Source organism: Haloarcula sp. NS06 (assembly GCF_051122755.1).
GTDB lineage: Archaea > Halobacteriota > Halobacteria > Halobacteriales > Haloarculaceae > Haloarcula.
The window spans coordinates 150543-165614 of the sequence record NZ_CP184844.1 but is presented as its reverse complement, the minus strand read 5'-3'; the positions used below and the strand labels follow the sequence as shown (position 1 = coordinate 165614).

The following is a 15072-nucleotide window of genomic DNA, read 5'->3' as shown; positions in this document are numbered from 1 at the left end:
TGCCGTCAGTCTGTTTTCGCTGTGTCCGCGATAAACCGCCGCTGGTAGCAACTATCAGCGGCCGGCCAGCAACCTTATCAGCCATGATAACTACTGTCGGATAATGAACTACCCCTGGGGTCAGCAACGCGCCCAATCAGCCCCGCTTGGGCTGATACTGGTCCTCAGTCTTGTCATCGTTGGTTCCGGTGTCGTTGTCAGCCTAGGAGCGACGGCGCTGGTCGATACTGAGGCTGGGCTTGATGTCTCCCGGGCAGAGACGGGGATGACCCAGTTGGACTCTCAGGCGGCGCTGGTGGCGCTTGGGAACGCAGACAGCCAGCAGGTGTCGCTCGTTGGAACGGACAAATCGACGTACCGAATCGACGGCACTGCGGGTCGGATGACCGTCAACATCACCAACCACTCGGCTTCGCCCTCAACGACAGTCACGCTGATGGATGAGCAACTCGGCGCAGTCGTCTACGAAAACGGGAACCAGAAGGTGGCCTATCAGGGCGGTGGCGTGTGGCGACGCTCCGATAGTGGCAGTGTCATGGTTTCACCGCCGGAGTTCTACTACCGCGATGCGACGCTGACGCTCCCGCTCATCACCGTCCGCGGTGACCACTCACTTGGCTCACGGGCGAGTGTTTCGAAGGACAGCACGACGCAGGTGTATCCCGACCAGGCGGCCGGAAACATCAATCCGCTGGATACGGGGACGGTCAACATCACCGTCAAGAGCGACTACTACCGGTCCTGGGGGCGCTACTTCGAAGAGCGGACCGACGGCGACGCGTACTACGACCACGAAAACGACAGCGTGACCACGACGCTGGTCGTGCCGACGGGGCCACGAGAAGTGACAAGCGCCGTCGCGGCCACGTCTGCTGGCGGACAGATTACGCTCTCCGGTAGTGGCACCGACCCTGCCCGAACGGACAGCTACAACTCATCTGTCGGCGATTACGCGACCTCACAGGGGTCGTTCGGCACAATCACTACAGCCGGTGACGTGTACGTCAAAGGGAACAGCGAGGTGGACGGCGCTGTTCGGTCCGGTGACCGGGTCGAGGTGAAAGGGAGCGGTGTCGTCACCCGTGACGTGGAATACTCGACGACGAAGCACATCAAAGGTACTGTCAACGGGGATGTCAGACAGATTTCTGGTGTCGAAGGAGCCGGCGCCATCGATGGCCTGGTGAACCGGCGAGTCGCCAACGCAAGCGACACCAATGACAACGGCGCGATCGGCAGCATTTCGGGCGATCAGCTCGTCGCCGGTGACCAGACGCTGGACGCGGGCACATACTACCTCGAAGACCTGACGCTGGACGGCGAGACGCTGACGATTAACACAGGTGGTGACAACGTGACCATCGCGGTCCGGGACTACGTCTACATCAAGAACAACGGACGGATCAAAGTCAACGGTGACGGGAAGGTCCGCCTCTACGTCAAAGGCAAAGCCACGTCCGCCAGCGGCCACCACTTCCACATCTATCGCACCGGGGATGTCGATATCGACAACGCCAACAACGCCAAGCAGTTCTGGGTGTACGGCCAGTCTGACTTCGACGCCGTCATCGAGGGAGACACTGATACCCCGCAGTTCGAGGGCGTGATTTACGCACCCGCCAGCGGCGTCGGGACCAGCAGTGTCTCCCTCAAGAAGGCTGAACTGTACGGTGGACTCGTTGCTGGGTCAGTCACGGTGGATAACGGCGGGCTAGTCCACTACGACCGGGCGCTCAGAAACGAGCGAGCCGTGCCGAAGGACACGAACATTATCCGGCTGACGTACCTCCACGTCTCGAAAAACCGGATCAACGTGACCAGCGGGTAGACAACTGGTTACTGGTCAATCTCGACTGCAATGTCGTGATAAACCACGTACGTCCGCTGGATGTCGCCGGAGGACGACGTGAAGTTACACCAGCCGTTGGCCGCGCACGTGAACCCTTCACTCTCGAAGTACGACTGCCAGAGTTCCTCGCGCTGTGGGTCCGAGTCGACGCTGACGTTGACGTGTTCGATGTTGCCACCGGTATCGGCGAATGAGACGTTGCTGCGTCGGTGGTTTGTCCGGACGAGCACCGTCGACCCGCCCAGGCTCTGCTGGTCACTGGCGGTCGTGCCGACCACAGTGATGAGTACGCGGTCATCTGAGACGACTATCGGCGGCGTTCGTTTTTGCACCCCGCCGTCCCGGTTCGTCCGATACACTGCCCCTGCCTCGTAGACGAGTGCTCGCTCCTGGTTGCCGGCGTAGATGATCGGTCGTATCTCCCAAGTCCCGACGTCTTTGGGCGCAGTCCCGTCGTGGACTTGCACCGATATTGTCGTGTTTTCGCCCGTCCTGAGCGAGGCCTCACCGAGACTGACCTCGGTCGCCCGGCTTGGTGCGCCCTGTCTGTGGAGGTCCGCGATGTTGTCCGAGAGCACATCGAATGCCCGTTCAGCGTTTTCCATCTGCTCTGCGTCCCGAGCGTTCTGTAACGCCCCCAGGCCGCTTACAGAGACGAGTATGATCGACGCCACGATAAGGCTGAACACCAGCGCAAAGCTCAGCACCTCACTTACCGCGCGATCAGCCATCTCGGACCTCCAGTTGCTCGCTCGACTCGTCGTAGAATACGGTTATCACACCGCCGCCGGCGGTGGAGTCGCCTAGGTCTGTCCGGGTTGTGAGCGAAACAGTCACCGACACCTCCGGGGAAGTCGATTCAAGCGTGAGTTCACCGGCGGTGGAGTCAACTGAGACCCGATAGCCGGTTCCACTCACCCGTGCCGGGAACGTGTGATTCAGCCGCGCAGTCGGGTCGCTGTCGGCAGCGACCACCAGCCGGTCAATACGCGCGATGTCAGAGGCCACCTGCTGTCCGATGACTTCGAGTTCATCCCTGATGACCTGTTCCTGCCGACTTTCGACGAAGTTGCCCCCAGCAATGAGGAGGCCAGACACCAGAATCGAGGCGATAGCCAGACTCAACGTGTAGCTCAGCGTCGTTGAGACGGCCCGGTTACGAGGCATCTGGCTCACCCGGGGCCACCCGTATCTTTGCCTCGTATCGTAAGTTCGACGTGTCATAGCGGTAGCGGACGGTCGTGTTGTAGATCGCGGTCGTGCTGAACGGCGACGTGGGCGCTGTATCGAGCGTGTTGGCCGGCGTGCTATCGCGGACGACCATCGAGTAGTTCCCCCTGATCTGATCGCCTGACTCGTAGGTGATATTGTACTCGTCGCCGACGCCGTGGGCGAATCGCCCGTCGAAGCTCCCGCCCTGGAGCGCGAGACACGGCTCGCCCTGCACCGTGCCGCCAGTCACGTCGATATGGGCGTACGGCTCCTCGATAGGGACAGCACAGGTCTGTGTGCCACTCGGTGTATCGACTTCCACGTTGACCGTCCCGCTGGGGCCGACGGCGCCCCAGATGCGCATCGTCCATTTCGGGTTGCCACCGGTGCCGTTCGCTATGACGACGAACTCGCTTCCCGAACTGGGGAGCTGTGTCGCGTTGATGACGAACCGCCTGGTTGCGTTCGTTCCGTCACCCGGGCGCGTGACCCGCTCTCTGACCATCCAATTGGCGCTCGGTGTCGCTTCACTGGAGTTGAACACCGACGTATCGTTCTGGACGATTCGCGTGCCGTAGGTTGGCGAGCCGGCGAGTGTGACGTTCACCAGTGTCCCACTCGTGACCCGCTGGCGCTCCGTCTGTGTACTGACGGTTCGGATGCTCTCACGGACACCGGTTTCGAGTGTTGTTTGGGTCGAATAATTGTACCTGTTGGCCGCGGTGATGCCCTGCCCGACGTTCGTCTCTACCATTGCCCGCATCTCCAGCGCGTCGTTGCTCCCGGCGACCTCACCCCGGCTCGCGAGGTTCTGCGTGTAAATTGCAGAGTTGACGACCAGCGCAAGACCGATGAATGTCACCGCCAAAGCTAACGCAGCGATAAGGATTATTTGTCCGCGTTCGTCGTTGTTCAGATGCGCCACGCAACCACCTCCACGCTGACCGTGTTGTAGACGTTCTTCCCGGTGTCCGAGACCGTATAGTCGGTCGTCGGCTCACCAAGTCGCGTGTTGTTACGCGTCCCGTCCGCGTCTCGCAGATGGTCGTCGTCCATGAGCGTGATTGTGTGGCTCGCACGTACCGCGTTATCGCTCGGTTCGCCGCTGTAGACGTAGCGTGTCGTGACAGTTCTTCCCTGCGTGTTCTGGAACCTGAGATAGACGTTGTATGCGATTCCCCGCTGGTCGAACGCGCGCTCTAGCAACTTCCCGAACCGATTGTCCGGCGGCCCGTTCGTGTAGTACTCTCGACCGCCGGCCGTGTTATGGAACTGTGCCGTGCTGTTGTTCCAGTAGAGCACAGCCGGTTTCAGTGCGCTCTCTGCCGCCGCGGAGGCGAGTACTCCGTCACCGACTGCCTGCTGCTGGTTCTCGATGTGTTGACTCGACGTGCTCGCAGACAGCGGCGTCACGGCTGTCATCTGTAGCGCGAACACCAGACTTGCCAGTAACAGCATTCCGCTGACGATAGCTTCGAGCGTGTGGGCCTGCGCGCGCATACTACCACATCACCACACGAACTGTGACATCCTGCCCATTCAGCGAAACCACTCGCAGCGCAGTGACCGATGCATCGTTGTTTGTCGGTGGATTCCCACCGGTCGTGAGTATCGTCCCACAGCCACCACTGGCCGCAACGAGTTCTCTGTTTGCTCCATCCCAGCAGAGCGTTTCATCAGCAGCTGCTGTCGCCGTCGCGTTTCCTCTGACTGTGACGTTCACGTTCTCCAGAGCTGGGTCGAGACCGACCCGCTCCTCCGTACTCCCGCCGGAGTTGTAGCCACAGCCTGACGGTGGCGTGTTCCCAGCGAAAAACTCTCGCGTGCAGTGTTCGTCCAGAACGTACGGTTGCTGTGGCGACCCGAGCATCCCCATTGTGAGTCCATCGGCGACTCTGTCAGTCGTGACCGTTTCCTCCTGTACCGCCGCAGAAAACGGCGACAAAAGTCCCGGAATGAACAGGAATATGAATATCAGAACGCTCAGAAACAGGCTCATCCCGATTGCGAAGTCCAGCGTCGTCTGCCCGCGCTGGTGCTCTTCGATCCAGAGTGACCGGCCGACACGCCGGTTGGTCGACTGCGTCCTGTTTCTCCTACGGTTCATTAGCCTGAGTCACTACGCTGAGATTACTGTAGCGATGGTCTCAGGCGTTATAGCCATTATGGCCGTACTGTAACTCCAATTACCAGATCGCTGCGTACCCTGCGGGGTCGATGCAATACTGGTCTAACCGAAATCGTGGGGCCGGTTCTCTATGTCCCGGTGCTTCGATGGGTTTAAGCAATCCCATCGGAAAGCAGACAATGCACACAAGGGCTCGTAGATCAGGGGTAGATCACTCCCTTGGCATGGGAGAGGCCCCGGGTTCAAATCCCGGCGAGTCCATCCGAATTTTACTGCTATGGTAAAGGAGTTACCATCGCTGTTAGGGTCGTGTTTAGTTAAGCGTGAAAAGCGAGGCGGACAGATTTCTTGGTGCCTATGCCAGAAATCAGCCGCCTCAGCGGACATAGAGACTGGATTGATTTGGATTTTGTGGAGCGCGAGCGGACACCCGAGCCAGCGATGGCGTTGGGTATTCAATCGCATGTTGCGGGACTCTCGCTATCGAATACCGTTGAATTACTCGATTGTCTGGGTGTCCAACGCAGTCGCAAAGCCGTCCACGATTGGGTTCAAAAAGCCGACCTACAGCCCGACTCTGGGAAATCTCCGAATCAGATTGCGCTCGACGAAACAGTGATTCGGATCAACGATCAGCAATTCTGGCTGTACGCCGCCGCCGATCCGCAATCGAACGAACTGCTTCACGTCCGGCTGTTTGCGACGACTACGACCACACTCACGGAAATTTTCCTACGCGAACTTCGGCAAAAACACGATGTCGAAACTGCTGTCTTTCTCGTCGATGGCGCTCAACACCTCCAAACTGCACTGCAACGAACTGGACTCCGATTTCAGATGTGTCGCCACGGAAATCGGAACGCTGTCGAACGGATTTTTCGAGAACTGAAGCGTCGAACCTCGTCGTTTTCGAACTGCTTCAGTCACGTCGACCCGGAAACGGCCGAAAACTGGTTGCAGAGTTTCGCTTGCTGGCATAATGCTACAAACTAAACACTACCGCTGTTAGACGGATCAACCATGTAGCCCAGCAGAGTTTATAATAAAAGAAATAATTAAGTATAGTTTAGAATTAGAGGAAAATACAATGATATGTGCAGTTATAGAGGGTAGTAGTCCAATAATCGTGCGTCTATATCTTGGTTCAATTAAAACTTGAACTGGTTCCAGTCCGCGCTTCGTAGATATATTCTAATCCTCCAGATACAAATAGTAAGGAGACAAAATCCAGCAGGTGATTATATATGATCGGGAACGACGATAACTATCCCATCGGACGAGGAGAGATATACAATAGCATATATTTCTGACTGATTACCGAGTTGCTGCTGTACATGATGCAGACACACCGCAGCAAGCCAATCAGGTATACTGAGACCCGTACTGGTTTGAGAAGGCGTATATCTGTTCAACATCGGCGGGCCCTGATAGAACCATTATTGATATAGATTGAAACAGTACACTTATGTGCAATAGTTGGTATGTAATTGAGTATGTTCGAGTGGGGCAGCCGGGGGGCTGGAGACCGGGGTGTATCGCACGTTCTGGGCGTGGTGTTGTTGGCGAGTGCAGTCATCATTGGTGCTGTACTGATCGTTCAGGTGGGGCAACAGACTATCGGAGATGCCAATGACGACGCAAACGTTGAGCTCGCTGAAGAGGTACTACTGTCCGTTGACCAGAGCTTCCAGCGGTCAGATACGAACGAATCAGTTGAGGTCCCAGACCGGGTTCGGTCTGATGTCGCCGTTTCTGACGATGCGGCGTACAACCTGACGCTGAACGGTCGCTCGGCCTGTTCAACGGGGAACCGTTCGTTGCAGACGATTCAGTACCAGAAGAACGGCCAACAGGTCGGCTACCAGGGTGGGGGTGTGTGGCGGATGACCGAATCGGGCGCAACGATGTCGTCGCCCCCAGCAGTGAGCTACGACGAGGGGGCACTGTCGGTATCGTTCGCGAATATCTCCGGACAGCGGATCGGAGGAAGTTCGGTTGCGATTCGGTCGAATGCGACGGCTCAGCGGTCACACGAAGCAGCACTACAAATGGCCCTGTTCACTGACGTATCCTACGAGGACGCACGAACCGGCTCATTTTCGTCACCCAGTTATGAGTGTACCCCGTCTCAGGTTGCTAACGCGACACTGACTATCAAAAACAGTAGTTATGCCCGCGCGTGGGCGGATTGGGCACGAAGCACCTACGATGACCAGCATGTCACTGTGAAACCAGCCTCGGTTGAGCCGGGTGAAACAATTCATATACGCTTTGCGCTCGGTGACGTGTCCGATTCGAAGTTCGCAGTAGATAACATTACCGTGCAGTCAGACCCTTCGAATCCCAGCCAGGCGACCGTCTCCGCAACGGTCACCAACGCCGGCGGGCTGAAAGACACTCAAACCGTCACATTGAAACACAATCGCTCGGGGGCGCCGAACGAGGCGACACAGACAGTCACGCTTGGCGGCGGGAAGTCTACCACTGTGAGTGGTACGGTCGACATCGCAGTTGCGAAGCCACATAACTTCACTGTCGAGTCAGACCACGATACTGCCTATGAGAGAATCGTATATACGACTGTGTCCGGCACACCGTCATTGGATATCACAGGCAGTTCGATGCCGGCAACGGCGCGGCTGAATCAGGTCCCATCGGCGACAGTCACGGTTACGAACAATGGGGAAATGACCGCAGATCAGGAGGTCGTGTTTCTGGTAAATGGTTCCGTGAACGCGACGCGAAGCGTGCTGGTCGACCCGGGAGAGAGTCGGACCCTCGATTTCGGTCCGTCGATGCCGACTTCCGAGAACGGCACGTACGATATAGAGGTCAAAACAGCGGATGATACATACTCATACGACTTCACCGTCGGCGACACAGGTGTGTTCAAGATAACGTCCGTCTCGCCGCCGGGTGGACTGAAAAGCGGGGATACGGCGACCGTTGAAGCGACGGTCGAAAACACCGGTGACATTCGGAAATCCGCCGAGGTCAAAATTCGTATCGAGAACGCAACATCTGGCAACGTTGTTGCGTCAAAGGACCCAACGCTCACTCTCGACGGTTCACGTCGGGGGGCTGAGTCGGGGACTGCTTCAGTGACCAGTGGCCAGCTAACAGTCGGATCACCACAGCATTACACCTATGTTGTCGATACACCGGACGACACCCAGCAAGGGTCCTTCGTCGTCGGTTCCTCACCCCCACCGTTGTTCGAGATCACTGCTGCGGATGTCCAGAGCCCGGTCACGCCGGGCAACCAGACGAGCGTTGAGCTTACTGTCACGAACACTGGTGGGACAGAAGGGAAGCAGACACTGGGTGTCGAGTATAACGGAACGACTCACATTGCGGAGGACGAACGGCTCGCCCCCGGAAAAAGCGTCACGCTCAATCGGACTGTCACAGCGCCTGGAAAGCCTGGTAAGTACTTGCTAACGTTCTCGACGGCGAACCGGTCGCGACAGGCGACGCTATACGTACAGCCGGACTCGCTGCTTGAAGGGAACGGCTCGACAGTCACGATCCAGCAGTCGGTCAATGCTTCGGTTGCGCTGAAGGGTGCAGATCTAGAAGGGTTCAATCAGCGCTACTCGTACATATTCCACGCACCGGTACAGATGTCGGTATACGTCGATAACGGGTCCAGCCAGCAGTCGGTTGGACTCTGGCGAGGGTACGAGAACGGCAACATCAACGGCCCACACGCGGAGCAACGCCTCGTCTCTGACGAGCACGAGAACCCGTACTACTACTCCGCTTCGTTCGAACCCGGGACGGAGGTTTCAGTCTTCGCAACAGCCTATGGCTGTGACGGGTATGCTCTCACCGACCCCTTAATCAGACTCGCAGATGAGAATTATGCTACAGCGTACTGTAGCGATTGGGATAGATATGATACGACTACTGTCAGTCAGACGCAGAACCAGCAGAATCTTGTAATCCTGAACAACGGTGACGAACTCCCATCGTTCGAACAGGCACAGTGGTACCAGCGAGACATCCAAGACACGCTCGGTAGCCGCGTGAACGATACCGGGTATCTTCAACTGGGCGACGGGGAACGCGCCTTCCTGTATGAACTCTCGGAAGAGGGCGCAAACCCGGCTAACGCATCGAATGACGGTGACCCGGACTATAACGACGCTGTCGTCCTGTTCACAGTCAACGCAATCGAAAAGAACGTGCAGACGGGCCCGAAATTCAACCTCACAGACGTTACCGCACCGCCGAGGGTTGACGAGACAAACGATGCGACGCTGACCGCTGAAGTGAGGAACAGCGGCGGAAAGAGCGGTGAAGTTACCCTCGAGACCAGTTTCGATGGCAACAGTATCGGAACGAACTCGACGACAATTGGACCCGGTGAGACCGAGACCGTCACGTTCACGCTTCCGACTAGTTCAAAGGCGTCTGAAGAAACCTATCCGTACATGGTCTCTGTTGCCGGCACACAGCAGAAGGCAGGCGGGAACGTACGTGTTGGCAGTACGCCAGAGCAGTTCATGCAAGTCGATTCAGTCCGGGTACAGAGTGCCATCGACAACGACGACACCACGACTGCGACTGTCAACATCACCAACGTCGGTGGCCAAGCTGGCGTAGATACTGTTGTCCTACGTGCGAAAAACAAAGACGACGCGAGCCCGTCGTTCACCACGATCGACTCGAAGACCATGTCACCGAATCTTGACCCTGGTGAAACGCGGCAGTTTATGCTCGATATGCCGACCAGTCGCGGCAACTACACCTACTACGTTGAAACATCGAACTCCACATCCCCGAAGCAGTCGTTCTTCGTGGGGGAGTCGAACGTTGTCGTCAACGAGACGCAGTCAGTGAACATCGGCGCGGAGACCTACAACACCTCAGAGCTAATCGAGCGTCGCGGCGGCGCACAGCGGATGACTGTAGAGGTGCGCAATGACGGCACCGTCGGCGACGAGCGGGAAGTGAATCTCACAATCAAGAACAAAAGCGATGGATCCACCGTTTTCGCCGGCTCCAAGATGGTCACTGTCGGGAGCGGTGACCTGACTAATACCGAGCCGTACCCAGCTTGGGCGGGCTACGATGTCGATCTCGACCCCGGCTACTACACGTACAACGTGACAGTGTACAACGAGACCAAAGGCGAGAAGAAAGCCGATAGTGAAACAGGCGAAATATATCTCAAGAACGTCGACGCAACCGGCGCGACCGGTAACGATTCACCGGTTACGGTCGACTCAGACACGGTGACACTCGGTAGCTAAGCGGTCGCGGCGACACTCCTCTGCAGTCGCCTTTTCATTGGACAATATTTTACGGGCAGGGCAACAGGCTGGCTTCTGCGATTCGAACGTCAGCGATGTCTCTCACCGGTCAGGCGTACGCAAAGAAAAGTTGAGCTGTGTTGAACCGAGTTAGCCGAAGAGTTCGCCGAGGCCCTCACCGCTTGCCTCGTCGTCTTCATCGTCATCGTCGTCGCCGCCGTCGTCGGCAGCCTCTTCTTCAGCTTCCTCGTCGGCCTCGTCGGCCTCGTCAGCGTCACCCTCTGCGGGTGCGGCCGCGCCACCGCTTGCCGGCACCGGTGCCGCAGCGGCCTGGTCGACGGCCTCCTCGATATCGACGTCTTCGAGGGCGGCGACGAGGGCCTTGACACGGGACTCCTCGACATCGACGCCCGCGGCGTCGAGCACGTCGGTGAGGTTGTCTTCGTTGATTTCTTCGCCCGATTCGTTCAGGATGAGTGCAGCGTATACGTATTCCATTGTTGTAGTGTGTGTTGTTAGAACATCTCTCCGAGTGCGTCGCCGGCGTCGCCATCATCGTCGTCGTCTTCGTCGGCCTCTTCGGCCGCGTTGTCGGCGTCCGCGTTGTCCTCGGATGCGGTGTCCTCGTCTTGGTCGTCAGTCGGTTCCTCTGTCGCCACGTCGGCCTCAACACCCTGGAGCTCTTCCGGGAGTGCCTCTTCGTCATCAATCTGCGAGGCGAGCGCACGGACCTGTGCGTCAGCCTTGCTCACGAGGTCAGGCACGACCTCGGGGTCTTCGATGGCTGCCTGGAGCGCGAGGCTCTTGGCGTTGCCACGAGCGGACTGGAGCATCGTTGGGGCCGTCGTCGCGGTCGGGTAGTCGGCGTTGACCGAGAGATTGAACGCTCGGCCGGCAGCCGCCTGGATGTCGCTCCGGTACTCGTCGATGTCGAGTTCCAGTTCCTCGGGTTCGAACAGCACACCGTCGGCGAAGACGGCGCGAAGGTCGAGACCGACCTCCTTCGGTTCGATGCCGAGTTCGTTCAGAACGTTCGCGAGTTCCTGAGAGACTTCCTCGCCGGTGTCAAGCACCGTCGAGTCAGAAAGGACCTGAATGGAGCCTTCCTGAATGCGTGCGTCGGCACCCACGCTCTGGAGTTCGCCGACGAACGGCCCGGGGTCGACGCCCGTGTCGCCTTCCGGAATCACGATATCGTTCGGAGCCACCTCGCCAGCACCGATGGGTGCGGGTGTCTTGGAGGCCTCGAGTTCCTGAAACAGCGAGAATGGATTGTCGTCGGTCCCGATAATCCCGACCTGCCCGGTGATGTAACTGTTGAGGTCTTCGAGTCCGTCATCGACTTCGTCGAGCGCACGCTCAAGCAGCGTGTTCCGGGAGACACGAAGTTCGGCGGCCCCATGCAGGTCACGTCGCATATCCTGCAGTTGCCGGGACGGAATCCCGGCGATGTTGACGACGCCGACGCTTTCGTAGGACTCGATCATCTCTACGATGGCGTCGACCTCTTCCTGCTTCCACTCGGGAATGGTTTCGGTCTTGCGTTCGGATTCGGCGCTCATATCAGGCAACCTCCATCGCAGGCCCCATCGTCGTCTTCACGTAGACAGTGTCGATGTTGAGCGGGCCCTTCTCGAGGTCCGCGTGCAGACGGCGGAGGATAACGTCGATGTTGTCCGAGATATCCTCGGCGGACATGTCCTCCGCGCCGACCCGCGTGTGGAACGTTCGCCGTTCCCCGCTGCGGAGCTGCACGGTGTTTTTCATGCGTTCGATGACCTCGACGACGTCGTCGTCGGGGTCGAGCGGTTCCGGCATCTTCCCACGCGGACCGAGGACGGTCCCGAGGTAGCGACCGATGTCCTGCATCAGTCCCTTCTCCGCAATGAAGAAGTCAGTGTCATCGGCAAGGTCCTTGGCGGCGTCGTCGTCGCCACCGAGTTCCTCGAGTTCGTCCTCGTCGAGTACGTCGTCTGCAACTTCCTCGGCACGAAGGGCGGTTTCGCCCTCGGCGAAGACCACAATAGTGGTCTCCTGGCCGGTGCCAGCAGGAAGCACGACGGACTCGTCGACGCGGTTCGACGGGTCGTTAAGATCTAAGTCGCGCAGGTTCACAGCGAGGTCGACCGTTTCGCGGAAATTCCGCTCAGGTGCGTCCTCGAGTGCGCGCGAGACTGCGTTCTCTATTTCCTGATCTGCCATTGTTCACCTCCGTAGTACGCCAATCGGCTTCTACGGGTCAGTGAAACAGGCGGATGCCTGTCTCGTGCGGGTAGACGCCAATGCGACACTTAAACCCGTCGAACCAGCCCAAGGACCGCTGACGGGCGTGTTTCCGGTTCTCAGGGACCAGTCAATAACAGGGGTCCCATCGACTGTGCAGTGGCTCAGAAGCGTCAAAAACAAGGGAAAACACACGCAGTCGCACAGCAAAGCCAGTCCGACTTACGCTTGTGCTTCGGCCGCGAACGCGTCGTCGTACTCGCCTGCGTCGATGCGCTCCTTGAATTCGCGTGGGTTCTCGCCTTCGATAGTGACACCGAGGGAGGTGCACGTCCCAACGACTTCCTTTGCGGCGTTCGTGAGGTCGTAGGACAGCAGGTCAGGGTGCTTCTGTTCGGCGATCTGTTTGACCTGATCAACGGAGAGGTCAGCGACGAAGTCCTCTGGGGCTCGCCGCTGCCGGTCTCGAAGCCGGCCTCGTCCTTGATGAGTTCAGCTGTCGGTGGGACACCGACTTCGATCTCGAAGGAGCCGTCGTCGTCGTACTCGACGGTGACGGGGACTTCGGTACCGTCGAACGCTGCGGTCTGGTCGTTGATCTCCTGTACGACTGCCTGCACGTCCACCGGTGTCGGGCCGAGTTCCGGACCGAGTGGCGGGCCAGGGTTGGCCTCCCCACCGGGAACGAGGACTTCGATAGTTCCAGCCATACATAGTGGAATCCTCGCGGCAGTTTAAAGGATTGCGTTTCACGGATACCTGCGTGAGGCTCCCACACGCACGAACACTCACCGTTGACTCATCATCGGACGGTCAGCACGACAAAGAATAGAACCCTCGTCAGTTCAGGCGAACGTCACGCCATTCCGAGCAAGGAAATCGCTCGCGTCTTTGATTTCGACCGGCGAGCCGATTATCCGAATCTGCTCGCCGTCCTGATGAACGCTCACAGTGAACCGCTGTTCCAACTCTTCACGAATGCCGTCGAGTGCACCGACTGGCAGCAGTATCTGTGTGCTGTCGCGGAACCGACTCGCTGCTCCCATTGTCGACATATGACGGAGGGCAGCCTATAGGTGTGTCGAATTACATGAGTGGAGTTTGACTATTCTGAACGGTAAGGAGGCCCATGGCACGTGCCACTATGGTAGCGTCGGCGAGGGAGGAAAGCCTTATTCGGTGCGAGGGGCCGACATACATCTAATGGGGCTCGAAGAGGAGATTCAGGAACTCGAAGACGAAATCGCCAGCACTCCCTACAACAAGTCTACAGAGGCCCATATCGGTCGGCTGAAGTCCAAGCTCGCGGAGAAAAAGGAGAAGCTCGAACAACAGGCCTCTTCGGGCGGCGGCGGTGGCTACGGTGTTGAGAAACACGGCGATGCGACCGTCGCGCTCGTCGGGTTCCCCAGCGTCGGGAAGTCGACGCTGCTGAACGCCCTCACTAACGCCGAGTCCGAAACCGGTGCCTACGAATTTACCACACTTGATGTCTATCCGGGAATGCTCAAGCACAAGGGCGCGAACATCCAGATTCTCGACGTTCCCGGACTTATCGAAGGGGCTGCTGGCGGCCGCGGTGGTGGGAAAGAAGTGTTGTCCGTCGTCCGGACCGCGGACCTCATCGTCTTCCTCATCTCCGTCTTTGAGATTGACCAATACGACCGACTCAGCGAAGAACTGTATAAGAACAAGATTCGCCTCGATCAGGATCCACCGTGGGTTAACGTCCGCAAAAAGGGCAAAGACGGGATTTCGGTTAACACGGCCACCGGCGTCGAACTCGACGACGAGACGGTCAAAGCCGTCCTGCGCGAACACGGCTACGTCAACGCCGACGTGACCATCGGCGAGCAGCTCGATATCGACCAGCTCATCGACGGGGTGATGGACAACCGGGTCTACTTGCCGTCCCTCGTCGCCATCAACAAGGCGGACCTCATCGAACCCGATTACCTTCCGAAGGTCGAAGACGAACTCCAAGAGCGGGACATTGACCCCGAGGAGGCAATCTTCATCAGCGCTGAGGAAGAGAAAGGGCTGGATAGCCTCACCGAACGCATCTGGGAGGAACTCGGCCTGATCCGGATCTACATGGACAAGCCGGGCCGCGGTGTCGACCGCGAGGAACCGCTGATACTCCGCGAGGGCGACACCGTTGACGACGCCTGCGAGAAACTCGGCGGTAGCTTCGATGAGCGCTTCCGCTTTGCTCGCGTGACCGGCCCGAGTGCCAAGCACGACGAACAGCAGGTCGGGCGCGACCACGAACTCGCGGACGAGGATATCCTACGAATCATCGCTAATCGCTAGATTGTCGCGCGCGATTCTCGCGTGCACGCGAACAACTAAGGATGATATTCCATCAAGGAAGGATGATATTCCATCAAGGATCACTATTC

At 58.2% G+C, this 15072-nt stretch carries 13 protein-coding genes, 1 tRNA gene and 1 pseudogene; 5 read left to right on the top strand and 10 right to left on the bottom strand.

The genetic code is table 11. The annotated features are described in order from the left end of the window. Nucleotides 1-103 precede the first annotated feature (103 nt). On the top strand, nucleotides 104-1828 hold the full coding sequence (locus tag ACODNH_RS04425) for a polymer-forming cytoskeletal protein (protein ID WP_306707873.1): 1725 nt from the start codon (nucleotides 104-106) through the stop codon (nucleotides 1826-1828). Between the two features lie 8 nt (nucleotides 1829-1836). Here ACODNH_RS04425 and ACODNH_RS04420 read toward each other — a convergent pair whose 3' ends face one another. Genes ACODNH_RS04420 through ACODNH_RS04400 form a run of 5 tightly spaced genes read right to left on the bottom strand, consistent with a single transcriptional unit; the run spans nucleotide 1837 to nucleotide 5168 of the window. Continuing rightward, the gene (locus tag ACODNH_RS04420; protein WP_434530972.1) at nucleotides 1837-2580 is read right to left on the bottom strand and encodes a DUF7289 family protein; all 744 of its coding nucleotides are present in this window, start codon (nucleotides 2578-2580) and stop codon (nucleotides 1837-1839) included. Continuing rightward, nucleotides 2573-3016, bottom strand: coding sequence for a DUF7266 family protein (locus ACODNH_RS04415; RefSeq protein WP_434530971.1), 444 nt, complete (start codon nucleotides 3014-3016; stop codon nucleotides 2573-2575). Before ACODNH_RS04415 ends, ACODNH_RS04420 begins: the two co-directional genes overlap by 8 nt. After that, nucleotides 3006-3986: a DUF7261 family protein gene (locus ACODNH_RS04410; protein ID WP_434530970.1), complete on the bottom strand. Its 981-nt coding sequence runs from the start codon at nucleotides 3984-3986 to the stop codon at nucleotides 3006-3008. The genes ACODNH_RS04415 and ACODNH_RS04410 overlap by 11 nt, the downstream gene beginning before the upstream one ends. Further along, entirely contained in the window at nucleotides 3974-4561 is a 588-nt protein-coding gene (locus tag ACODNH_RS04405; RefSeq protein WP_434530969.1) for a DUF7288 family protein, read from the bottom strand. Before ACODNH_RS04405 ends, ACODNH_RS04410 begins: the two co-directional genes overlap by 13 nt. Nucleotide 4562: 1 nt before the next feature. Beyond that, nucleotides 4563-5168: a DUF7287 family protein gene (locus tag ACODNH_RS04400; RefSeq protein ID WP_434530968.1), complete on the bottom strand. Its 606-nt coding sequence runs from the start codon at nucleotides 5166-5168 to the stop codon at nucleotides 4563-4565. Nucleotides 5169-5378: 210 nt separating this feature from the next. Here ACODNH_RS04400 and ACODNH_RS04395 point away from each other — a divergent pair. The 3 genes from ACODNH_RS04395 (at nucleotide 5379) to ACODNH_RS04385 (ending at nucleotide 10447) form a co-directional block, all read left to right on the top strand. Beyond that, nucleotides 5379-5450, top strand: a tRNA-Ala gene (locus ACODNH_RS04395). Nucleotides 5451-5546: 96 nt separating this feature from the next. Further along, nucleotides 5547-6182, top strand: a complete 636-nt coding sequence (locus ACODNH_RS04390; RefSeq protein WP_434530967.1) for an IS6 family transposase — start codon at nucleotides 5547-5549, stop codon at nucleotides 6180-6182. A gap of 500 nt (nucleotides 6183-6682) precedes the next feature. Next, nucleotides 6683-10447 (top strand): DUF7289 family protein, encoded by a 3765-nt coding sequence (locus ACODNH_RS04385; RefSeq protein ID WP_434530966.1) that lies wholly within the window; start codon nucleotides 6683-6685, stop codon nucleotides 10445-10447. Nucleotides 10448-10597: 150 nt separating this feature from the next. Here the strand turns inward: ACODNH_RS04385 and rpl12p are convergent, their stop codons facing one another. From rpl12p to ACODNH_RS04360, 5 genes and pseudogenes are all read right to left on the bottom strand, one after another. After that, nucleotides 10598-10945: a 50S ribosomal protein P1 gene (rpl12p, locus tag ACODNH_RS04380; protein ID WP_004591725.1), complete on the bottom strand. Its 348-nt coding sequence runs from the start codon at nucleotides 10943-10945 to the stop codon at nucleotides 10598-10600. 17 nt (nucleotides 10946-10962) lie between these two features. Then, on the bottom strand, nucleotides 10963-12009 hold the full coding sequence (locus ACODNH_RS04375) for a 50S ribosomal protein L10 (protein ID WP_434530965.1): 1047 nt from the start codon (nucleotides 12007-12009) through the stop codon (nucleotides 10963-10965). Nucleotide 12010: 1 nt separating this feature from the next. Next, nucleotides 12011-12649 carry a 50S ribosomal protein L1 gene (locus ACODNH_RS04370; RefSeq protein ID WP_058995078.1) on the bottom strand — a complete coding sequence of 213 codons (639 nt, stop codon included), beginning with the start codon at nucleotides 12647-12649 and terminating at the stop codon, nucleotides 12011-12013. A 243-nt stretch (nucleotides 12650-12892) separates the two neighbouring features. Continuing rightward, a pseudogene (locus ACODNH_RS04365) lies at nucleotides 12893-13380 on the bottom strand (50S ribosomal protein L11). Nucleotides 13381-13515: 135 nt separating this feature from the next. Next, nucleotides 13516-13716, bottom strand: coding sequence for a VNG_1110C family protein (locus ACODNH_RS04360; RefSeq protein WP_306707814.1), 201 nt, complete (start codon nucleotides 13714-13716; stop codon nucleotides 13516-13518). A 157-nt stretch (nucleotides 13717-13873) separates the two neighbouring features. Between ACODNH_RS04360 and ACODNH_RS04355 the strand changes: the two genes are divergently transcribed. After that, entirely contained in the window at nucleotides 13874-14983 is a 1110-nt protein-coding gene (locus tag ACODNH_RS04355; protein ID WP_306707812.1) for an OBG GTPase family GTP-binding protein, read from the top strand. Nucleotides 14984-15072 lie beyond the last annotated feature (89 nt).